The organism is Pseudarthrobacter sp. LT1 (assembly GCF_035621795.1).
Lineage (GTDB): Bacteria > Actinomycetota > Actinomycetes > Actinomycetales > Micrococcaceae > Arthrobacter.
This window is the reverse complement of record NZ_CP141830.1, coordinates 3,231,961-3,253,725: the sequence shown is the minus strand read 5'-3', so window position 1 is coordinate 3,253,725 and position 21,765 is coordinate 3,231,961. Positions and strand designations below refer to the sequence as shown.

The 21,765-nt window shown below is 66.7% G+C and carries 15 protein-coding genes; 11 read left to right on the top strand and 4 right to left on the bottom strand.

Features of this window, described 5'->3' with window-relative positions:
- Positions 1 to 78 precede the first annotated feature (78 nt).
- The 4 genes from VIK36_RS15230 (at position 79) to VIK36_RS15215 (ending at position 7,413) form a co-directional block, all read left to right on the top strand.
- Positions 79 to 2,151, top strand: a complete 2,073-nt coding sequence (locus tag VIK36_RS15230) for an acyltransferase family protein (RefSeq protein WP_324645294.1) — start codon at positions 79 to 81, stop codon at positions 2,149 to 2,151.
- Between the two features lie 223 nt (positions 2,152 to 2,374).
- Entirely contained in the window at positions 2,375 to 3,886 is a 1,512-nt protein-coding gene (gene guaB, locus VIK36_RS15225; RefSeq protein ID WP_159631427.1) for an IMP dehydrogenase, read from the top strand.
- Positions 3,887 to 4,014: 128 nt separating this feature from the next.
- Positions 4,015 to 5,526, top strand: a complete 1,512-nt coding sequence (locus VIK36_RS15220) for an HNH endonuclease signature motif containing protein (protein WP_324642572.1) — start codon at positions 4,015 to 4,017, stop codon at positions 5,524 to 5,526.
- Between the two features lie 27 nt (positions 5,527 to 5,553).
- Positions 5,554 to 7,413, top strand: a complete 1,860-nt coding sequence (locus VIK36_RS15215; protein WP_324642571.1) for an ABC transporter ATP-binding protein — start codon at positions 5,554 to 5,556, stop codon at positions 7,411 to 7,413.
- Positions 7,414 to 7,448: 35 nt separating this feature from the next.
- Here VIK36_RS15215 and VIK36_RS15210 read toward each other — a convergent pair whose 3' ends face one another.
- The 3 genes from VIK36_RS15210 to VIK36_RS15200 are packed head-to-tail and all read right to left on the bottom strand — an operon-like array spanning position 7,449 to position 9,231.
- Positions 7,449 to 7,958 carry a hypothetical protein gene (locus tag VIK36_RS15210; protein ID WP_324642570.1) on the bottom strand — a complete coding sequence of 170 codons (510 nt, stop codon included), beginning with the start codon at positions 7,956 to 7,958 and terminating at the stop codon, positions 7,449 to 7,451.
- A complete protein-coding gene (locus tag VIK36_RS15205; protein ID WP_324642569.1) occupies positions 7,955 to 8,560 on the bottom strand; it encodes a hypothetical protein in 606 nt (201 codons plus the stop codon). The genes VIK36_RS15210 and VIK36_RS15205 overlap by 4 nt, the downstream gene beginning before the upstream one ends.
- A gap of 29 nt (positions 8,561 to 8,589) precedes the next feature.
- Positions 8,590 to 9,231: a hypothetical protein gene (locus tag VIK36_RS15200; RefSeq protein WP_324642568.1), complete on the bottom strand. Its 642-nt coding sequence runs from the start codon at positions 9,229 to 9,231 to the stop codon at positions 8,590 to 8,592.
- Positions 9,232 to 9,960: 729 nt separating this feature from the next.
- Between VIK36_RS15200 and VIK36_RS15195 the strand changes: the two genes are divergently transcribed.
- The 7 genes from VIK36_RS15195 to VIK36_RS15165 all read left to right on the top strand — a co-directional run bounded on the left by VIK36_RS15195 (position 9,961) and on the right by VIK36_RS15165 (position 20,959).
- Positions 9,961 to 11,097, top strand: coding sequence for a GuaB3 family IMP dehydrogenase-related protein (locus tag VIK36_RS15195; protein WP_159631434.1), 1,137 nt, complete (start codon positions 9,961 to 9,963; stop codon positions 11,095 to 11,097).
- Positions 11,098 to 11,202: 105 nt separating this feature from the next.
- Positions 11,203 to 12,942, top strand: a complete 1,740-nt coding sequence (locus VIK36_RS15190) for a glycerol-3-phosphate dehydrogenase/oxidase (protein ID WP_324642567.1) — start codon at positions 11,203 to 11,205, stop codon at positions 12,940 to 12,942.
- Positions 12,943 to 12,980: 38 nt separating this feature from the next.
- Positions 12,981 to 13,469: a PTS sugar transporter subunit IIA gene (locus VIK36_RS15185; RefSeq protein WP_324642565.1), complete on the top strand. Its 489-nt coding sequence runs from the start codon at positions 12,981 to 12,983 to the stop codon at positions 13,467 to 13,469.
- 80 nt (positions 13,470 to 13,549) lie between these two features.
- Positions 13,550 to 14,434 carry an SURF1 family protein gene (locus VIK36_RS15180; RefSeq protein WP_324642564.1) on the top strand — a complete coding sequence of 295 codons (885 nt, stop codon included), beginning with the start codon at positions 13,550 to 13,552 and terminating at the stop codon, positions 14,432 to 14,434.
- Positions 14,431 to 14,937 carry a DUF3817 domain-containing protein gene (locus tag VIK36_RS15175; RefSeq protein ID WP_255172772.1) on the top strand — a complete coding sequence of 169 codons (507 nt, stop codon included), beginning with the start codon at positions 14,431 to 14,433 and terminating at the stop codon, positions 14,935 to 14,937. Before VIK36_RS15180 ends, VIK36_RS15175 begins: the two co-directional genes overlap by 4 nt.
- 103 nt (positions 14,938 to 15,040) lie before the next feature.
- Positions 15,041 to 16,630, top strand: a complete 1,590-nt coding sequence (guaA, locus tag VIK36_RS15170; RefSeq protein ID WP_324642563.1) for a glutamine-hydrolyzing GMP synthase — start codon at positions 15,041 to 15,043, stop codon at positions 16,628 to 16,630.
- A gap of 129 nt (positions 16,631 to 16,759) precedes the next feature.
- Positions 16,760 to 20,959 carry a DUF4011 domain-containing protein gene (locus VIK36_RS15165; protein WP_324642561.1) on the top strand — a complete coding sequence of 1,400 codons (4,200 nt, stop codon included), beginning with the start codon at positions 16,760 to 16,762 and terminating at the stop codon, positions 20,957 to 20,959.
- Positions 20,960 to 20,970: 11 nt separating this feature from the next.
- Here VIK36_RS15165 and VIK36_RS15160 read toward each other — a convergent pair whose 3' ends face one another.
- Complete coding sequence (locus VIK36_RS15160; RefSeq protein ID WP_324642560.1) at positions 20,971 to 21,588, bottom strand: RcpC/CpaB family pilus assembly protein; 618 nt, start codon at positions 21,586 to 21,588, stop codon at positions 20,971 to 20,973.
- Positions 21,589 to 21,765: the final 177 nt, after the last annotated feature.

The window sequence follows — 21,765 nt, the reverse complement described above, 5'->3', positions numbered from 1 at the left end:
GCGTGATTGGCTGTTGAACAGCGCGTTGGCTAGGCTTGGGGTTTTGGCTGGCGGGCGTTGTGAGAGGTTCTAGTGTCGATAACGGAAACCCCGAAGGCACACGAACCCAGCCCCGGCGCCGCACCCCGCCAGCGGAAGCCCACTTTCCGGCCGGAGGTCCAGGGGCTCCGGGCCCTTGCCGTCCTCATGGTTGTCATCTACCACGTCTGGCTGGGCCGCGTGTCCGGTGGCGTGGACATCTTCCTGCTGGTTTCGGCCTTCCTGCTCACGTTGTCCTTCGTCCGCAAGGCGGAATCAGGCAAACCCTTCGGGCTCCTGGCGCACTGGCTGCACCTGTTCAAGCGACTGCTGCCAGCCGCCGTTGTGGTGATCCTCGGAGTGCTCGCCGGCACCTGGCTGATCCTGCCGCAGGGCCGGTGGCCGCAGGTGCTCAACCAGGCCTGGGCGTCACTGCTGTACCGCCAAAACTGGCTCCTTGCCGATTTGTCCGTAGACTATTACGCGCAGGACCACGCCGGTGCCAGCCCCCTGCAGCACTTCTGGTCGCTGTCCATCCAGGGCCAGGTCTTCATCCTGTGGCCGCTGGTCTTTGCCGTCACGGCAGCCGTGTTGGCTGGGCTCCGCAGGGTGCCCCGCCTGCAATGGCTGACGTACCGGGGCCTGCTGGCGCTGGTGTTCGGCACGGTCTTTGCGGTGTCCCTGGCCTACTCCATTGACCAGACCGCCACCAACCAGGCGTACGCCTACTTCGATACCCGGGCCCGCCTTTGGGAGTTTGCGCTGGGGTCCCTGCTGGCACTGGCGCTGCCGTACCTCAAGCCCGGCCGCGTCCTGCGCGTGGCGTTGGGATGGGCCGGCCTGGCGGCCATGGTCTCCTGCGGGCTGGTCCTCACCGTTGACCGTTCCTTCCCCGGATATGTGGCCCTCTGGCCCACCCTTGCGGCGGCAGCGATCATCGTCGCGGGCCAGTCGGGCAGCCGGTTCGGGGTGGACCGCCTCCTCAGCAGCCCGCCCGCCGTCGCGCTGGGGGACAACTCCTACGCCCTGTACCTCTGGCACTGGCCGGTGCTCGTGCTGGTGTTGGCCGCCACCGGCGTCGAAGCGCCGAACCTCAAGCAGGGTCTTGGCATCGTCGGGGCCTCCATCGTGCTTGCCGTCCTGACCACGCGCTTCGTGGAAAAGCCGTTGCGCGACTGGCACTGGCCCAAGCTGCGCGCCTGGCGGACCGCCGTCGTCATCATTGCCTGCGGCGCCGTGCTGGCCGGGCCCGTCGCGGTTTGGCAGACGACGCTCACCGCAGAGGAAAGCGCGACGGCGGCCCAACCGCGGGAGCTGACGCCAGGTGCCCTGGTGCTCACCCCGGAAAACGAGAACTCGCCCGCACCAAGGGCGCGGACCATCCCCGGACCCACCGCACTCGACAACGACTGGGCCGGCATCGATTCACCCTGCACAGGAGCCAACGCCACCGGCGATCCGGTCCTTGAGGGCTGCCGGCAGGAGCTGCCGGAGGAACCGGCCACCCGGCGGATCGTGGTCCTGGGCGACTCCCACGCCCAGCAGTACCTCGCCGCCCTGGCGCCCGTGGCAGCAGCGCGTGGCTGGGAACTGGTAACGCTGCTGATGCCTGCCTGCCGCTTCGGCGCCGAATCGGACACCAGGAACGCCGAATGCAACGCCTACAACCGCGCCAGCTCCGCCTATGTCCTGGAACACCGGCCGGACGCCGTGTTCACCGTGGCCTCACTGACCCACGAGGACGCTCCGTTCGAAACCGAAGTGCCGGGATACCTCGATGGCGTCCGGCCGTTCGCGGACGCCGGGATCGAAATCGTGGGCATCCGGGACAACCCGCGGTTCACCTTCAACATGCCGCAGTGTGCCCAGCGGAACGGTGCAAGCGCCCCTGCCTGCAACCCGCCGCTGGCCGAGTCCCTGGTGGAGCCGTCACCGCTGGAGAACTACCGCGGCAAACTGCCGGGGCTGCACCTGATGGACATGAGCGACTTCATCTGTGCCCGGGGCGTCTGCCCGGCCGTGGTGGGAAACGTGTACGTCTACAAGGACGACAACCACCTGACCAGGACGTATGTGGAAACCATGATCCCGATGTTCGAGCACCGGCTGCTGGCCGCCACCGGCTGGAGCTGAACCATTCCGCCTGCCGGGCCCGTGGGGTTGCTCACATTGCCGGCGTGGAATAGGGGGATTGGCGCCGAGGTTCTAATATTTACTCAACACTTTCTGCCCCCGGAACGCCGTACTGCACGGTGCTCCCGCAGGATCGTCTGCACAGGCCAGTTCCGTAATTACGGGCTGGTCATCGGCTGCAACCCCTACCCGTGACCCAGCAACCAAGGTAAGAGGCGCACTCATGACCGAGCCCGAACACAACCCCTTTGGCTTCATCGGCCTGACCTATGACGACGTCCTGCTCCTGCCGGGCCACACCGACGTCATCCCGTCCGAGGCAGACACGTCCTCACGAATTTCCAAGCGCATCACCGTTCAGACCCCGCTGCTCTCCGCGGCGATGGACACGGTCACCGAGTCCCGCATGGCCATCGCCATGGCCCGCCAGGGCGGCCTGGGCGTGGTGCACCGCAACCTGTCCATCGCCGATCAGGCGGACCAGGTGGACCGGGTCAAGCGGAGCGAGTCCGGGATGATCACCAACCCGCTGACCATCCGCCCCGAGGCAACGCTGCGCGAACTCGATGATCTCTGCGCCCATTACCGCGTGTCCGGCCTCCCCGTGGTGGATGAGGACAACCGCCTTCTGGGCATCGTCACCAACCGCGACACCCGTTTTGTGCCGGAGTCCGATTTCCCGCTGAGGCTGGTCAGCGACGTCATGACCAAGATGCCCCTGGTCACCGGGCACGTGGGCATCAGCCGCGAGGAAGCCTCGCACAAGCTGGCCACCAACAAGATCGAAAAACTCCCGCTGGTGGACGAGCAGGGCCGGCTCAAGGGCCTGATCACCACCAAGGACTTCACCAAGGCCGAGCAGTACCCCCTGGCCACCAAGGACGATGAAGGCCGCCTCCGGGTGGGTGCCGCCATCGGCTTCTTCGGCGACGGCTGGGAGCGCGCCATGACCCTGGTGGACGCCGGCGTGGACGCCCTGTTCGTGGACACCGCCAACGGGCACTCCCAGGGTGTCCTGGACATGATCCGCAGGCTGAAGTCCGATCCCGTCGCCGCGCACGTGGACGTTATCGGCGGCCAGGCTGCCACCCGTGAAGGTGCCCAGGCACTGATTGACGCCGGCGCCGACGGCATCAAGGTGGGCGTTGGTCCCGGCTCCATCTGCACCACCCGTGTGGTGGCGGGCGTGGGTGTCCCGCAGATCACGGCCATCTACGAATCCGCCAAGGCTGCCATTCCGGCAGGCGTGCCGCTGATCGCCGACGGCGGCCTGCAGTACTCGGGCGACATCGGCAAGGCCCTGGTGGCCGGCGCCGACACAGTCATGCTGGGCTCCCTCCTGGCTGGCTGCGACGAGTCTCCGGGCGACCTGATCTTCGTCAACGGCAAGCAGTTCAAGTCCTACCGCGGCATGGGCTCCCTGGGCGCCATGCAGTCGCGGGGCAAGAACACCTCCTACTCCAAGGACCGCTACTTCCAGGCCGACGTGTCCGGTGACGACAAGCTGATCCCCGAAGGCATCGAAGGCCGCGTGGCATACCGTGGCCCGTTGTCCTCAGTGGCGTACCAACTGGTGGGCGGCCTGCGCCAGACCATGTTCTACACCGGAGCGCCCACCATTCCCGAGCTGAAGGTCCGCGGCAAGTTCGTCCGGATTACCTCCGCCGGCCTGAAGGAATCGCACCCGCACGACATCCAGATGACCGTCGAGGCGCCGAACTACGGCTCACGCTAAACGGCGAAGGGTTTTATTCACGCTGAGGCGTGTGAAAGAGGAGGCGGGATTTTCCCGCCTCCTCTTGTTGTTGGGTACCGGAGGGTGCTGTCGGCCTGAATGTCGGACCCCCGCTGCATCATGTCCATATGGAATCCAGCGGTGGGGTTGGGGTGGTTTTGGAGGGTGTTCGTGCCTCTATTGATGCCCTGGATGCGCTGACTCTTGAAGACCAGGCCCTTGAACAGGCTACGGGTGCTGCTGTGGACGTGTTGCAGCGGCGGTATGAGGTCCGGCTGGAACGGTTGGAGGTCACGTCCCGCCTTGAGGCACAGCTGGCGGCGGTGAGAGCGCAGGACGCTGCCGAGGCAGTGGAGTTCCAGCAGGCCATGACACCGCCGGACGCCTCCGTGCAGGACCACACCTACGCCGGGATGTCGGTGATGGAGGAGATCGCCGGGGTCCTGACCATCAGTTCCGCGGCCGCGGCCGCGTTCGTGGACCAATCCCGCAGGGTCTGTTCCCTGCCACCCGTCATGGACGCACTGGCCGCCGGCGTGATGTCCTGGCAGCACGCAAAGATCATCGCCGACGAAACCGAAAGCCTCGATGCCGCTGGTGCCGCCGGGTTGGTGGCGCACTTCTTCGACCCCGACGCACCCCACCCCGCCCGCGCTGCCGCCCCCGGTGAGCTCGTCCCGTCCCGGTTCCGCGCCAAGGTCCGTGGGTGGCGGGAACGCCACCATCCCGACTCCATCGAGAAACGCCATGAAAAGGGTGCGGCGGACCGGCGGATGGAATACACCCCCGACCGGGACGGCATGGCCTGGGTCTCCCTCTACCTCCCCGGGGACACCGCCTGTGCCATCTGGAACCGGACCACCGCCACCGCACGCGGCCTCCAAGGCCCGGACGAATCCCGCACCCTCACCCAACTCCGCCCCGACATCGCAGCATCCCTCCTCCTCGGCGCCGGGCATACCACACAAACCGGGAAACCCATGGAGGTCGGACAGGTCCCCACCCCGCGGGCCGACGTCCTGGTCACCGTGCCCGTGCTCTCCCTCCTCGGCCAGACCGATGAACCCGCCGTACTGGATGGTTTCGGCCCGATCCCGGCATCCGTGGCACGCAATCTCGTCGCGGACGGGACGGATTCGTTCTACCGGGTCCTGGTCGACCCACGGGACGGGGCACCCCTGGAGATCGGCCGCAAAAGCTACCGGCTCACCGAGGCCATCAAACGCTGGATCAGGCTGCGGGATGCCAAGTGCACCTTCCCCGGCTGCACCAACAAGACCCCCGACAACGAAACAGACCACCTACACGCGTGGCAACACGGCGGCACCACCGGAACCAGCAACCTGGCACAGCTCTGCCCCAAGCATCATCGGCTCAAACATCACGGCAGATGGACACCGGACCCGGCCAACAAGAATGAGCCACCCGGCTGGACCTCACCAACAGGCAGGCACTACAAGCCCGAACACCAGGATGCCGAACCAACCCACTGGCCACAATGGCTGGGCCAGGAGTGGATGAGAGCGGCAACCCACAGCGGGGGAGCACATCGGTTGGTTGGTGGGCGGCCGGACTTCCACTACATGGCACACTCGCCAGGCGAAGATGCCCTGCTGCGCTGTCTCCATTCCACATCATGACGGACCGCCCGGCACTAGGCTGATTCCATGTCCCAACCGCGCCATCCGGCGGAACTGACCCCTAAACGCGACCCGCAAAAGCGGCTTGCCCTGCGCCCCTATGCCAAGGCCGTGGCCCAAGTGCTCCGGGTGAGCTTCCGTGCCTCCCCGGGCGCGGTGGTCATGAAGGTGCTCGGTTCCCTGATCTCCGCTGTGTTGCCGCTGGTCACCACTTTCTACGCGTCCCTCACCACCACAGCATTGGCGGCAGCGTACGCGGGCGACGGCGGAGCGGGGCGCCTTGCCATCGTCTACGTCATCGTCACTGCCGCGCTGGGTCTGTTCTGGGGCGCCTTCAACAGCGTGGACCGTTACATCCAGCAGTTGATGAGTTTCAAAGTAGGCGCCATCGTGGGGGACCAGATGTACGAGCGCTTCCTCTCCCTGGAGTTCTGGCGCTACGACGACAAGGAGACGGTGGACCTTTACGACCGCGCCAAACGGTTCTCCGACTCCTACGCCCGCGTCCTGGACCGGATTGCCGCGATCTTCACCCAGCTCGTCTCGGTCATTCTCGCTGTGGGCGCCCTGCTGCTGGTCAGCTGGTGGATCGCCGTCATCGTCCTGGTGGCCATCGTGCCCAGCGTGTATCTGCAGTTCAAGCTGTCCCGTGAGCAGATCGCGCACTGGAACACGCAGGTGGACTCGCGGCGCCAGCGCCGCATGATCGAAACCAACCTCCTTCGGCCTCAGCACATCGCGGAGATGCGGCTCTACGGCATCGTCGGTTTCCTCATGGAGCTACGTTCCCGGCTCCGGGACGCGGACGAACGCCGTCGCCTCGACTACCAGCGTCGGTACATCCCCAAACAGCTGGCGGCGGACGCGCTGCAGTACGGCGCCGAAGTGGTGTCCCTGATCTGGGTGGTGGGCCAGATTATTGCCCGCGCAGCCCCGGTGGGCCAGTTCCTCTACGTCCAGCAGATCGTCAGCCGTGCCCTGTCCACCGCAAACAACCTCGTGTCCTCGCTCAGCTCTATTGATGAAGACCTGGCCAACCTGAAGGACTACGAGCTGTTCATGGCCATGCCCGTGCACTCGGAACATGCCCCGCCCCTCCTGGAGGCACCCAGGGAAGTGGAGCTGAAGAATATCCGCTTCACGTACACAGGCAGCGACATTGAGGTGATCAAGGGCATCAGCCTCACCATCCGCCAAGGCCAGCACATCGCCATCGTGGGGGAGAACGGTGCAGGCAAGTCCACGCTGATCCGGATCCTCGCCGGGCTCTACCGGCCCGACTCAGGCCAGGTACTGCTCGACGGCGTGGATCTCGCCGCCGTCGACGTCACCTCCTGGCACCGCCACCTTGCCGTGCTCAGCCAGGAGTTCCTGAAGTACGAGTTCGCCACTGCGGCCGACAACATCTACTTCGGCGACGTTGATTCGCCGCGCGACGACGCCCGCGTCCGCAAGGCTGCAGCCGACGCCGAAGCGCTCGAATTCATCAACAAACTGCCCAACGGCCTGGACAACCACGTGAGCAACTGGATGGAGGATCCTCGGGGACGGAAGGGAAGCGGCCTGTCCGGCGGCCAGTGGCAGCGGTTGGCGATGGCCCGGAACTTCTACCGGGACGCGTCCTTCATGGTCATGGATGAACCCACCTCCGCCATTGATGCCCTGGCGGAGCATCGTATCTTCACGCGTCTCTTCGCGGACCGCAGCAGCACCATCATCGCCATCAGCCACCGGCTCGCCACGATCGAGAAGGCGGACGTGGTGTACATGCTGGAGGATGGCTGCATTGTGGAGAAAGGCACCCATAAGGAACTGGTGGCCCTGCGCGGCCGGTATTTCAGGATGTTCGAGTCCCAGCTTTCCGTGGAGGAACCTGAAGAAGTCTGACGTGCCCGCCGGAGACTGTGAGCCGCGTGGTTGCGTCAGCGGCGCCGCAACCAGGCGGCGTAGAGACGGTCGCGGTGCTGGTGCAGGTGCCGCGAATACAGCATTCCTGTTCCAATAGGCAAGGGAAAAGCAGCCAGGAACGCAAGGATGGGCAGGACGTCGGGTGAGGTTCCGCGCGGCGTGGCCACCATCAGGAGTGAAACCAGCACCAGCATCGCCACCACCATGCCGATCACGGTTCCGGGAACAATTCGGATGTACTGCTCGGCACGGTTAGCGTCGTTGGCCGGGCGGGGTGCACTGCGCGTAAACCGCGGCCCCACTGCCATCAGCCAGCCCGCCCCGGAGATGCCAACGCCCAGGAACGCCAGCACGAGTCCATTCTCAGGATTCTGGCCAGTGCCGGCCAATACAATCGCCTGAACCGCGCCGGGTACGGCGAAGACCATACCCATCCACCAAAACCAGAAGACGCGGACCCGCCGGTGGGCGTATCCCAGCGCGTGTTCCCGTGAGTCAAGGGTGCCCGTCGTCGTCTCCATCATGCCTCCATAACGGTAGTGCGCACGCGGGCCACACTTGGCCGCGGCGGCACGCTGCTGAAGCCGAACGTGACGACGGGCCGGATGGGTGCCAGCGCTCCGGCATCGGCACCATTCCAGCGGACGACGGCGGACGTCACATGGTGCAGGTCCGTCACCCCATAGAACTCCGCCCTCCCGCTGCCGGCAGTTCCATAGGTGCGGGCACCGGGTGCGGCGAGGGCAGCGATCGGGTTGACCGCGGCGAGCCAGCGGGGATGGACTGCAAGGCGCCGGGGCACTGCCCGCAGCGCTGTTCCCAGCAGGGTCCTCGCGCCGGTGATGGCCCGGATCGCCAGCGGGCCGGCGTCGACCGTCAAGCTGTGGCGGTCGAGCGAGGCGGCGACGTCAACCACCTGCACCTCGTCAAAGCTGTAGGTGGCGGCGATAAAGCCGGCCACGTCGGGTGTGGGTGCCAGCAGCAGGCGGTGCCCGGAAGGCTGTTGCACCATGACATCGGCGAACGACCCAAAGGGGGAGTCCTGCCACATGCCCACCACGGCGCGCAGCCCGGAGGCGGTGCCAATCCCGGCGATGTGCCCGTCAAATGTCCAGCGGCTGCTCACCACGCCACTGTAACCGGAAGCGCGGCGCCTCACAGCGGCCCGTAGGCGGCGTTGCCGTACGGATCGCGCCAGACTGCCAGGTCCTCCTCGACTGCCCTTCGAAGGCCCGGGTTGGTCTGCACCCGCAGGCGGAACGACTCCCGGGCCCGGCCCAGGACCGCGGACGGGACGATGATGCACGCGACCAGCAGGGCCAGGAGGAGCACGTAGATGCCCACCACGATTGTGACCTCACCGGCACCCTTTGCCACGGCCGAGGGCAGGGCGAGGATCATGATCCCGCCCAGGATGGCCCCCAGAAAAGACACCATGGCGATGCCGCCCCGGGCGGATCCCGGACCACGGGTGATCAGGACCCTGTCGGACCTGGGCAGGACGGCCCGGACCCGTCTCCACCCGACCAAGCCCAGCACCATCAGCACAGCCCCCAACGGGACCAGGACGAGCGCGGCCACAGGGTTCCCCGACATCACGGATGTGAAGGCGCCTGCCAGGGCCAGGACGGGTCCGCCGGCGATCGCCCCGCTCCAGCCGGCGGCCAGTGTGCCCTGGGCATCGGCCAGCTCGCGGAGCCGGGACGGGGCATCCGGCGGGCTGATACTGGCCAGTTCGGGGGAGAGCCAATGGTCGAGGGGATGCGCTGGTTGGGCGACGGGCTGGATGTTGACCATCGATATCACCTTCTTTCGAGCCATCGGACATAAAGTTGGGGGCTGTTCTTCATCAGCCGATTCACGTATGAGACCCCTGCGGCGGCACCTGCCGGCCAAGCGACAAGCATGCCGAGAAGGGAAGGTTCCCTGCTGTTGCGGGCAGGGGGACGAAAGCGACCAAGGCGAGAACCAGGACGACGCCCCCGGCCAGGACTGTCCAGCTGAGGACGGGACCCATATGCAAAGCCTGTTCCACCCGCGCCAAGTCAGCGGCGGGTTTGGGAAGCCTGCGCGTAAAGCGTGGCTTGACGGTGCACACCCAGCCCACGGCAGCGAGCCCGAGTCCAAAAAGCGCGCTCAATATTCCGAGCTTCGGGTCCTGGCCCACGGGCATCGCCAAAACGCATGCAGCGTACCGCCTGAAGCAATGACCGCCGGGTACCACCAAGCGAAGAATACCCACAACCTGCGCTGGGCATAGCCAAAGGCCACTGCTGTCTGTGGCTGCCGGGCTCCCTGCCACAGATGGCTGCCGGCAGGACCGCCTGTCACTGGCGCCATGATGTCTCCCCCACAATCCTTCGCTGTCACCGGCCCGCTGCCGTTCCATCCAACTGTCCAAACTACGTCACCGGGCGCGCGGCAGCGATGGGGACATGTGCCCGCGGCAAGGAGGGGGAGGGGGCAGGCAGCGCGCCACTCCCGGTCCCGGCCTGTACAGGATGACTGCTGGGATAACCTAGAGCAGTGACTTATGAGATCGAGATCGGCCGTGGCAAGCGTGGGCGTCGTGCCTACTCCCTGGATGACATAGCAATCGTCCCCAACCGTCGCACCCGCGACCCCAAGGACGTCTCAGTCTCCTGGCAGATCGATGCGTACCAGTTCGAGATGCCGGTGATCGCGGCCCCCATGGACTCGGCCATGTCACCGGCCACCGCTATCGCACTGGGCAAGCTGGGCGGCCTCGGCGTGCTGGACCTGGAAGGCCTCTGGACCCGGTATGAGGATCCGCAGTCCATCCTCGATGAGATCGCGGCGCTCCAGGATGAAACCAACAGCCCGGCCGTCACCACGCGCATGCAGGAGCTGTACCAGGCACCCATCCAGCCCGAACTCATCACGTCCCGGCTCGCCGAAATGCGTGACGCCGGCGTCACCGTTGCCGGGTCCCTCACCCCGCAGCGCACCCAGGAGCACTACAAGACGGTCCTCGCGGCCGGCGTCGACATCTTCGTGATCCGCGGCACCACCGTGTCGGCGGAGCATGTCTCCAAGGACCACGAACCGCTGAACCTCAAGCAGTTCATCTACGAACTCGACGTCCCCGTCATCGTCGGAGGCGCTGCCGGCTACACTCCGGCGCTGCACCTCATGCGCACCGGCGCTGCGGGCGTACTGGTTGGCTTCGGCGGCGGTGCAACCACCACCACGCGCCGTGCCCTGGGCATCCACTCGCCCATGGCCTCAGCCATCTCCGACGTCGCCGCCGCCCGCCGGGACTACATGGACGAGTCTGGCGGACGCTACGTCCACGTCATTGCCGACGGCGGCATGGGCACCTCAGGTGACATCGTCAAGGCGATCGCCATGGGCGCCGACGCCGTCATGCTGGGCAGCGCCCTGGCCAGGGCAGAAGAAGCCCCCGGCAAGGGCTGGCACTGGGGCCAGGAGGCCCATCACACCGAGCTGCCCCGGGGAGACCGCGCCAACGTCGGCACCGTCGGCCCGCTGGAGGAAGTCCTCTTCGGACCCGGCCACCACACCAACGGCACATCCAACCTCATCGGCGCCCTGCGGCGCTCCATGGCCACCACCGGCTACTCGGACCTGAAGGAATTCCAGCGGGTCGACGTCGTCGTGTCGCCGTACGCAGGGAACTGACACGCCCCGGCAGGGCGGGGCGGACGCCCTCCCGCCCTGCCCAAAGCACGCCCCTAGCAAGTAGTGTGGGTTTACTACCGGCACTAGAGGCACTGGAGGCGTTCAATGAAGAGTGTTCCTGCAAACGGCGGGGTCCTTGGCCCGGAAGCCAGGGAAGCATCCATCCAGCGGCTGCGCGCCACCACCGAACCGGGCCAGGAACTTGACATCCTGATCGTCGGCGGCGGCATCGTTGGCACGGGGGCTGCGCTTGACGCCGTGACCCGCGGGCTGAGCGTTGGCATCGTCGAAGCAAGCGACTGGGCGGCCGGTACGTCCTCGCGCTCGTCCAAACTGATCCACGGTGGTTTGCGCTACCTGGAAATGCTGGACTTCGCACTGGTTAAGGAGGCCCTGCAGGAACGCGGGCTGCTCCTCTCCGAAATCGCACCCCACCTCGCCCGGCCGGTGCCGTTCCTCTATCCGCTGACCAAACCCTTTATCGAGCGCCCCTACGTGGGGGCCGGCATCGCACTCTATGACGCGATGTCCGTTTCGGCCGGCCACAGCAGGGGAGTGCCGTTCCACAAGCACCTGAGCAGGCGCGGCACCCTGCGGGCCGCCCCCAGCCTCAAGAACGACGCCTTCGTCGGGTCCATCCGGTACTACGACGGCCAGGTGGACGATGCCAAATACTGCGCCAACCTGGTCCGCACGGCCGCCTACTACGGCGCCCACGCCGTGAACCAGATGAAGGTGGTGGACTTCCTCCGCGAAGGCGAACGGGTGGTGGGCGCCAAGGTGGAAAACCGCGAGGACGGGACGCAGTTCAGCATCCGCGCCAAGCAGGTCATCAACGCCACCGGCGTGTGGACCGATGAAACCCAGGCCATGGTGACAGACCGCGGCCAGCTGAAGGTCCGCGCTTCCAAAGGCATCCACCTGGTGGTTCCCCGCGACCGCTTCCAATCCACGGTGGGTCTGATCCTGCGTACCGAGAAGTCCGTGCTGTTCGTCATCCCGTGGGGACGGCACTGGATCATCGGCACGACTGACACTGACTGGCACCTGGACAAGGCCCACCCCGCGGCTTCCAGCAAGGACATCGACTACGTCCTGGAGCATGTCAACCAGGTGCTCAAACGGCCCTTGACCCGCGAAGACGTCGAAGGGGTCTATGCCGGCCTGCGGCCGCTTCTGGCCGGCGAAAACGACTCGACCGCCAAGCTGTCCCGCGAGCACGTGGTGGCGCACCCTGTTCCCGGACTGGTGGTGGTGGCAGGCGGAAAGTGGACCACCTACCGTGTCATGGCCAAGGATGCCGTCGACGAGGCCACCCGCACCATGGACGAACGGGTCCCGCCCAGCTGCACCGAAACCATTCCGCTCCTGGGCGCCAGCGGTTTCCGGGCCGCCTGGAACCGCCGCAACCGCACCGCGGAGGAATCGGGGGTCCACGTGGCCCGGATCGAGCACCTGCTCAACCGGTACGGGGCCATGACACCCGAGGTCCTGGCCATCATTGAGCAGAACCCGGAACTGGCGGAACCACTACCGGGTGCCGACGACTACCTGCAGGCAGAGGCCGTCTACGCCGCAAGCCATGAAGGTGCCCGCCATGTGCAGGACGTCCTGACCCGGCGCACAAGGATCTCCATCGAAGCATGGGACCGCGGCGTGTCCGCCGCCCCCGTTGTCGCTAAACTGATGGGTGACGTCCTTGGCTGGAGCGACACGCAGCGTGAAAACGAAGTCCGCCACTACCTTGCCCGCGTGGAGGCCGAACGCCTCAGCCAGCAACAGCCGGACGACGAATCCGCAGACGCCGCCCGCCTGGGCGCAGAAGATATCGTGCCCTTGCGTTGAGGGGCCGTTCGCCCCACTGCTGACCGAAGGGAAACGCCTTGGCGGAACCACTGGACCCGTATGACGCCCACCTGACCACCGCCGACATGGTGATCCTGGAAATGGAGGCGAAGGACAAGACCGAGGCCACCAACCAACTGGCAGAGCGGCTTCACGCCGCCGGGCGGATCTCGGATCTTGACGGGTTCCTGAAGAACGTCAATGCCCGGGAGCACCAGCTGGCCACGGGGCTCCCGGGCGGCATCGGACTGCCGCATGCCCGCAGCGACTTCGTGTCCCAAACCTCCATCGCCGTCGGCATCACCAAGTACGGCCACGCGCTCGACTTCGGGGCAGCCGATGGCCCCGCCACGGTCATCCTGCTGATCGCCACCCCGGCCAGCTCGTTCTCCGACCACCTGGAAGTCCTGGCCACCCTGGCCAGGTCACTCTCCAAGGAATCATTCCGCGAATCGCTGCGGCGTGCCTATGACGCCGAAGTAATCGCCGAGCTCATCAACTCCAGCCTGGTGTTCTTCGACCACTAGGCGCATCCCCGGTCCCGCTTCCGGGCCCGGACGCCCTTGGCGTTTAGTTGTTCTACAGAAGTACGAAGTACGGTTAAGACGTGTGGAAAACAGCCCTTAAGCCCCGATGGATCGCAGGCTTTATCTTCGCGATCGCTCTCTCCGGGGTCTTCGTGCTGCTGAGCCAGTGGCAATTCGGCCGCTCCACCCAACCCGAGGTTCCGGTCAACCCCGCCACCGAACAGGTGCAGCCCCTCACCGGCACCCTGCAGCCGGGTGAGTTCTTCCACGGCAGCGTTGCCGACCAGATGGTCACTGCCCAGGGGACGTACAGTCCCGACAAACAGGTCCTGGTTCCCGGGAGGCTCCACGACGGCAAAACCGGCTACTGGGTTGTTTCAGCCTTCGCCGTCAACGGCGCCCCCGCCCTGACCGGAGCAGGCGCCTCACCACAGACGTGGATCCCGGTGGCACGCGGGTGGGTCGCCCAGCCCGGGGACGCGGCAGCACCGCCGTCGGGCCTTGTCGAACTGACCGGGCGGCTGCTGCCGTCCGAAGCGCCGGTGGCGGGGAAAGCTCCGAAACCGGGGGAGGCCTCGGCCGTCTCCGTGGCGGAGCTCATCAACTACTGGGAGGTGAGCAGCTACCCCGGTTTTGTGTCTGCCACCGCGGAAGAGGTGGGCGGCCAGGACGTCAGCGCTGCAGCGGTTCCGGGGAACCTCCTTCCACTGGACATCGGTCCGCAGCCGCCGGCGCAGCACATCAACTGGCTCAACCTCTTCTACTCCATCGAGTGGGTTGTCTTCGCCGGGTTCGCCCTCTTCATCTGGTGGCGGCTGGTCAAGGACGACTACCACCGGGACCTTGAGGAGGCCCTTGACGACGCCGGGGACGATGATGACGGGCACGACGAAAAGCACCAGCTTCCACAGCAGGCCGAACAGCACCAGCAGCCTGAACAGCACCAGCAGAAGGTACAGCCATGATTGATCCGAAACCGGCCACCCCCTCATCGCAGGCCGCCGGCAAGACATCCGGGAAGAAACGCCGTTTCGGCGGTACCGAGGCCCAGATCCGGTCCGCCCTGAAGTTCTACAAGGTCATGGCCTACCTCACCGGCACCATGCTCCTGCTGCTGTGTGCGGAACTGGTGGCACGGTACGGCTTCGGGCAGTACCTGTTCGCGGGCGGCACCAACGCGGTGACCGGCCAGCCGTTCGGCTTCGGATTCGCCGACGCGGAACCGCCCGGGGTGCTCAACGGCATGAACGTCTCCGTCACCGTGCTGATCGTGCACGGCTGGATGTACGTTGTGTACCTGATCTCCAACTTCCGGCTCTGGTCCCTGATGCGCTGGCCTTTCCTGAAACTGGTGCTGCTGGCACTGGGCGGCGTCGTGCCGTTCCTGTCCTTCATCGTGGAGAAGAAGTTCCACGCAGAGGTGGAAGCCGAACTGGCCGCCAATCCGCAGGCTCCCCAGCGCTACTGAAACGGGCCGGGCGCGCCCCGGCCACCCGCCGTCGGACGTCTACTGCGTCACAGCGCGGCTTCTCAAGGTGCGCCGGTGCAAGGGCGCAAAGTAGGCTATTACGGTGACTACTCCCACTGCATCCCAGACTTCCCAGAAGCCGGTGCTGGTTGTTGATTACGGTGCCCAGTACGCGCAGCTGATTGCACGCCGCGTCAGGGAAGCGAATGTGTATTCGGAAGTGGTTCCGCATACCTACTCCACCGAGCAGCTCCTGGCCAAGAACCCTGCCGCCATCATCCTGTCCGGTGGCCCCTCCAGCGTCTATGCCGACGGCGCCCCCAGCGTGGGTGCCGACCTCTTCGAAGCCGGCGTCCCCGTCTTCGGGATCTGCTACGGGTTCCAGGCCATGGCCAACGCCCTGGGCGGCAAGGTGGACAAGACCGGCCTGCGGGAGTACGGATCCACGGAGACCACCATCCTCGGCGACGGCCGCTCGGTGCTAGAGGGCATGCCCCAGCACCAGAAGACCTGGATGAGCCACGGCGACTCCGTGCATGAAGCACCTGCAGGATTCGATGTCCTCGCCACGACGGCGGGCGCCGAAGTCGCAGCCTTCGCCAACGAGGAAAAGGGCCTCTTCGGCGTGCAGTGGCACCCCGAAGTCAAGCACTCCGCCTACGGCCAGCAAGTGCTCGAAAACTTCCTGTTCAAGGGCGCCAAGCTGGAGCCCAACTGGACCACCGGCAACATCCTCGAAGAACAGGTGGAGCGCATCCGCCAGCAGGTAGGGGATGCCCGCGTCATCTGCGGTCTCTCCGGCGGCGTGGATTCGGCAGTGGCGGCAGCCCTGGTGCAGCGGGCTGTGGGCGACCAGCTCACCTGTGTGTTCGTGGACCACGGACTGCTGCGTGAAGGCGAAGCGGAGCAGGTTGAACGCGACTTCGTGGCCGCCACCGGCGTGAAGCTCTACGTGGCCAACGAACAGGAACGCTTCCTCTCGGCCCTGGCCGGTGTCAGCGATCCCGAAACCAAGCGCAAGATCATCGGCCGGGAATTCATCCGCGCCTTCGAAGAAGCCGAACTGGCCATCATCGCCGAGGCCGCAGCCCACGGCGAGAAGATCAAGTTCCTGGTCCAGGGCACCCTGTACCCGGACGTCGTCGAATCCGGCGGCGGCGAAGGTGCAGCCAACATCAAGAGCCACCACAACGTGGGCGGCCTCCCCGAGGACCTGCAGTTCGAGCTCGTTGAGCCGCTGCGCGCCCTGTTCAAGGACGAGGTCCGTGCCGTGGGCGCCCAGCTCGGCCTGCCGCAGGAAATCGTCGGCCGCCAGCCCTTCCCGGGCCCTGGCCTGGGCATCCGGATCGTCGGCGAGGTCACCAAGGAACGGCTGGACCTGCTGCGCAAGGCGGACGCCATCGCGCGTGCCGAGCTGACCGCGGCCGGGCTGGACAACGAGGTATGGCAGATGCCCGTGGTCCTGCTCGCAGATGTCCGCAGCGTCGGCGTCATGGGCGACGGCCGCACTTACGGCCACCCCATCGTGCTCCGTCCGGTGTCCTCCGAAGACGCCATGACTGCCGACTGGTCGCGCCTGCCGTACGAGCTGCTGGCACGGATCTCCAGCCGGATCACCAACGAGGTGGACGGCGTCAACCGGGTGGTGCTGGACGTCACCAGCAAGCCGCCGGGAACCATCGAGTGGGAATAGCATCCTAGTGGCCGGCCTCCGACAGCGGGGGCCGGCCACTGCTTTTTCCCAGCGAATTCCTCCGCAATTTCCGGTGCCCCAGTGTTGCGGTCGCTCAAGTCCGGCGCCGGAGCGGCTACTCTCGAATCTATGCCGGTATGGTCCAGGACGTCACGTGCAAACGCAGAAAAGAAGGCAGAAGTGTCAGTTGGTCAAGGCCACCCGGAAGGCTCGGAGGAGCTTCGTAAATGGCTGTCCGGGCTCAAACCCGTCACCGGCGCGGACACGATGCTCCGCTTCACCAAGACGCCGGAAGGTTCCATCGACCTCACCTCGGCCCACCCCTCGGGCCTTGCCCAGCTCATGGCCGGGCGCCGCACACGCCTGTCCACCCTGATCCGTGACAGGCAGCAGTACGTGGTGGCCGCGAGGGCGTCGCGCAACATACGGTCAAAGATCTTCGAGCTCGCCAACGACCGCGGCATCGACGCCGGATACCTGTCGGCAGGCACCGTGGTGTGGACATCCGCCGTCGGGGGCAAACCCCAGCGCGTGTCAGCCCCGGTCATGCTGACCGCCATCTCCCTGACGGTTCGCCCCGGGGAGGACGACTTCGAACTGCAGCTCACCGAACAGGCGCAGATCAACCCCGCCCTGGTGCGGCACCTGAAAAACATCCACGGGATCGTGTTCGACGTCAACGCCGTGACCCGGCTGGCCTACAGCACTGCACGGTTTGACCCCCAGCCCGTCCTGGACCGGCTGGCCACCCTGATCCGGCCCATCCACGGCGCTGAAACCCAGCACAACCTGCTGGTCTCCACCTTTGCGGACCTCTCCGGCAACCTCGACGACCCCTGGATCAACGATTCCCACCCCATCGTCTCTGCGCTGGCCACCGCCGCCGGCGGCGAAGTGGTGGACGTTGAGGAACCGGATCCGTCCCGCTTCCCGCACCTGGACAACAGGCACCCCAAGGACGAGCTGCTGCTGCTGGATGCCGACACGGACCAGCAGTACGTGGTCGATGCGGCCCGCGCTGGGGACTCCTTGGTGGTCAGCAGCCCGCCCGGCACCGGCCAGACCCAGACCGCCATCAACACCATCGGCGCCCTGGTGGATGCCGGCAAGACAGTGCTGGTGGTGGGAGATCGCCGCGCCAGCCTGAACGAGGTTTCCGGGCACCTGGAGTCGTTGGGCCTGGAGTCCATCCTCTTCCAGCTGACCGGGAACGTCACCGCCCAACAGCTGAAAGGCCAACTGGTCCGGGCAATCGTCCGCAATGAAAAGTCCCTGGAACCCCAGCTGGGTAACCTGCACACCACCCTGACCGAACACCGGCACGCCCTGATGGACCACGTGGCATCGCTCCACAACGTCCGCGAGAGGTGGGGCTGCTCCCCGTACCAGGCCATGCAGTCACTCGCTGAGCTCACCTCGATCCATCCTGCCCCGGCCACCACCGTCCGGCTCAAGCGCAGCGTCCTGGACAGCATCCGGGACCGCGAGGAGCTGGCGGGCCGGCTGCGGCGCGCCGCGGAACTGGGCAGCTTCAGCAAGGCGGCCACCACCAGCCCCTGGCACGGAGCCAGGCTGCTGACCCGCAAGGAAACCGAGGAAGCCCAGGACCTGGTCCGCTCGGTGGCCAAGAGCCTCCCCGTCCTGCGCGACCGCATGGACGCCGTTGCCGAGCACGCCGAAATCCGCCTGGGCGAATCCTTCGCGGAGTGGGGCGAGCAACTGGAACTGCTGGTTGCCGTCCGGGGCAGCCTGGACAAGTTCACCCCGGACATCTTCGACCGGCCCGTGACAGACCTGATCTCCGCCACGGCGCCGTCCGCGTGGCGGCGGGAGCGGGGCATCGAGCTGACTGCCATGCAGCGTTCCAGGCTGCGCCGGGTAGCCAAGGAATACGTGCGTCCGGGCGTCCACATCGCGGACCTGCACTCGTCCCTGGTGCTGGTCCAGGAACAGCGTGCCCTCTGGGCGGGCTACGCCACCACGCAGCGCCATCCCGCCGTTCCCTCCGGCCTGGCCGAGATGAACGCCATGTACCGGTCCCTGGACCAGGAGCTGGCACAGCTGGGCGAGGCCCTGCAGCACACCGAAGACGGCGGGGCTTTGTCCACCGTTCCCTATGCGCAGCTGATGGACCGGCTGGAACGCCTGGTGGCGGACACCGATACGCTCAAGACGCTGCCCGAACGCACACTCCTCATTGAGAACATGCGCGAACACGGCCTGGGCGAACTCCTGGCCGACCTCGCCGAACGGGAAGTTCCGGAAGGATCCGTCGCCGCGGAGCTGGAGCTGGCATGGTGGCAGTCCGCGCTTGAGGCAATGATCAGCGGAGACGACTACCTGGCGATGTCCGACGGCGACGCCTTGCGCCAGCTGGAAGCGGAGTACCGGCTGGCCGACAACGCCCACATTGCCAGCGGCGCCGCCCGCCTGCGGTGGGACCTCGCGGAACGGTGGCGGACAGCCATCGCTGCCCAGCCGCGCCAGGCAGACCTGCTCCGCAGCCTGCTCAAGGACGGCCGGGTGTCCCTGCCTTCCCTCACCGCGCAGGCGCCTGAGCTGATCGGCACGCTCGTCCCGGTCTGGTCCGTCAGCCCGTACCTGATGACGGGCCTGCTTCCGGCAGAACAGCACTTCGACGCCGTCGTGATCCTCGACGCGGAGGCCACCTCCCTGCAGGCCGTCCTGCCGTCGATCGCCCGGGCACGGCAGGTGATCGCCTTTGGCGATCCGCGCATCGCCACGCCGCGGACGTTCACGGTTGGGGTGGAGCGGCTTGCACCCGGCGAGTCCGCCCACCACCGCGTCGAGAGCGCTTTCACCGCGCTCTCCGCAGTGCTGCCGGTGTGGCGGCTCAACGTGGTGTACCGCGCAGTGGACGAGGACCTGGTCCTGCAGCTCAGCAAGAACTTTTACGACGGCGGCCTGCGCCGGCTGCCCGAAGGCCAGTCGGCCACGGGGCTGGACCGGTCCCTGCTGGTGGAATACCTGCCGGACGGCACCGGCCTTCCCAGTGCCGACCATGAGGGCGTGGAGTCCGTGGTGGCCGAGGTCAACCGGGTAGTGGAGCTGGTCTTCGAGCACGCCCGCCTGCGTCCGCGGACGTCCCTCGCGGTCGTGACCGCCAGCCTGCGGCACGCGGCCAGGATTGGCGAGTCCATCCGGCTCCAGCTGTCCAACCAGCCGGGCCTGGCCGGATTCTTCGGCGCCGGCCCGGAGTCCTTCCGGGTGGTGGACCTGGAACGCGCCCAGGGCCTGGTCCGCGACCATGTCATCTTCTCGCCGGGATTCGGGCGGACCCCGCACGGGCGGGCCCTCCACAACTTCGGGCCGCTGTCTGCTGAAGGCGGCCGGGAGAAGTTTGCCCTGGCCATGACCCGGGCCCGCCGTTCCCTGCACGTGCTCACGTGCTTCCGGCCCGAGGACCTGGACCACACCCGGCTCACCCATGGGGCGGTGGACCTGTACGCGCTGCTGGACCGGGAACTTTCCGGCAACACGGAACTTGGCACCCCCGCGTCCCGCGCCGCCGCCAGCGAACAGGCGCTTGGCGCGGACCCGTTGGTGGCGGACCTGGGCGACCGGCTGCGTGCCCGGGGCGCAAGGGTCTGGCACCAATACGACGGGGCAATCGATGTAGTGGCAGCCGCCGACCCCCTGAATACCATGGGCCAGGAGGACTCCGAGATTCCGCGGCCTGTGGCCATCGAGTCCGACGGCACTGCGCAGTACCGCACCATGAGCGTGCGTGAACGCAGCAGGCTGCGTCCGCAACTGCTGGAACGCCTTGGCTGGCGGTACATGCCGCTGTGGACCATCGAAGTGTTCACGGACCCGTCGTCCTGCGCAGACCGCATTGCAGGCTATCTGGGCCTGGAGAACATGGTGCTGCCGGGAAGGACCCACCAGTCTGTGGGCTTCCTTGACGACGACGTTGACCAGGCGCTCAATGGAATTGACGCCGCGCCGTCCGCCGGAGTTTCCTACCTGCCCGGGGATCCCGGCACAGGCCGGAACGGTGACAGCGGAAACCAGGAAGCGGGATCCATGACCGAGGAAAAGAAACCTGCACACGGCAGGCTTGAGGAAGACGGCCGCGAGGAAGACATGCGCCAGGACAAGATCCAGGACGGGCAGGCAGAAACAGTTACCGGCGGGGACGTTCCTGCAGGCCCGGCCGAAACGGGGCCGGCGACCCGGACGGTAACAGGCGGCGCTGAAGAGATCCTCCCGAGCAAGGCCGCAGAGGACGACGCCCGCAACTGGGGTGACCGTGAGGATGACCACGACACGTGGTTGAAGGAACAGAAGCCGCCGCACTGGGGCTGACCGCCACAAGGTTACGGCGGCCCGACCAGGACGAAGAACAGCCGGCCTTGGGTTGACGCTCCGGCCAGGCGTAATGCTTGTTCGGCGGTGGCTGCCACCACGATCAGTCCGTCCGTCTCCGTGGTGCCCAGCCACTGGCCGCTCTGGCCGCCCTTGTTGGAGGTCCACAGTACGGGGACTGCCGACGCCAGCACCTCCGACGGGCCCTGCTGGTCGAACCCGTTGGCTGATGTGAGCACAACGTTGACCAGCTGTCCGGGGGAGACCAGCTGAATCGACGAGGCATCCGCCATCCGCAGTGGAACTGCGGCTGAACCGGGCGGCGTACCTGCCAGGAGCCCGGGACCCACCAGCTGGGCATCGGTGAGGAGCTGGCCCTTGCGCATGGGTGCGGCGAGCTGTTTGCCGGTGGCGGCGGCGTCATCCCGGAGGAAGCCGTCGGCCACCATGCCAGGGGGCACCTGGACTCGGACCACGTCCGCGTCCGATACGGCGGTACCGGCAGGAAGATCCCGCGCAGCGGCCAGGGCCGTGGCGGTGGAGAGCGGGGCAGGAGTGAGCTGCTGGACGGCGATGGCGGCAGCTGCGCACAACAACAGTGCAGCGGCGAGCCGGCGGTTTCGGCTCAACCAAGCGGCAACACGCGCGGCCAGAGGGCGGTTCCTGGGGCTGCGGCCAGCGCCTGCAGGGCCCGAAGAATACCGGAGGGCGGCGCGGCGGCGGGGAAGTAAGGGCATGCGCCCACGCTAACTCCGGGCGCACGCGCAAGGGGGCCGGGATGAGGCCTATGTGGACAAAAGCGGCCG

Excerpts from the sequence above, each read along its gene's own strand:
- guaB (WP_159631427.1), top strand. The coding sequence starts at position 2,375 with ATGACCGAGCCCGAACACAACCCCTTTGGCTTCATCGGCCTGACCTAT.
- VIK36_RS15220 (WP_324642572.1), top strand. The coding sequence starts at position 4,015 with ATGGAATCCAGCGGTGGGGTTGGGGTGGTTTTGGAGGGTGTTCGTGCC.
- VIK36_RS15215 (WP_324642571.1), top strand. The coding sequence starts at position 5,554 with ATGTCCCAACCGCGCCATCCGGCGGAACTGACCCCTAAACGCGACCCG.
- VIK36_RS15210 (WP_324642570.1), bottom strand. The coding sequence starts at position 7,958 with ATGATGGAGACGACGACGGGCACCCTTGACTCACGGGAACACGCGCTG.
- VIK36_RS15200 (WP_324642568.1), bottom strand. The coding sequence starts at position 9,231 with ATGGTCAACATCCAGCCCGTCGCCCAACCAGCGCATCCCCTCGACCAT.
- VIK36_RS15190 (WP_324642567.1), top strand. The coding sequence starts at position 11,203 with ATGAAGAGTGTTCCTGCAAACGGCGGGGTCCTTGGCCCGGAAGCCAGG.
- VIK36_RS15175 (WP_255172772.1), top strand. The coding sequence starts at position 14,431 with ATGATTGATCCGAAACCGGCCACCCCCTCATCGCAGGCCGCCGGCAAG.
- VIK36_RS15165 (WP_324642561.1), top strand. The coding sequence starts at position 16,760 with ATGCCGGTATGGTCCAGGACGTCACGTGCAAACGCAGAAAAGAAGGCA.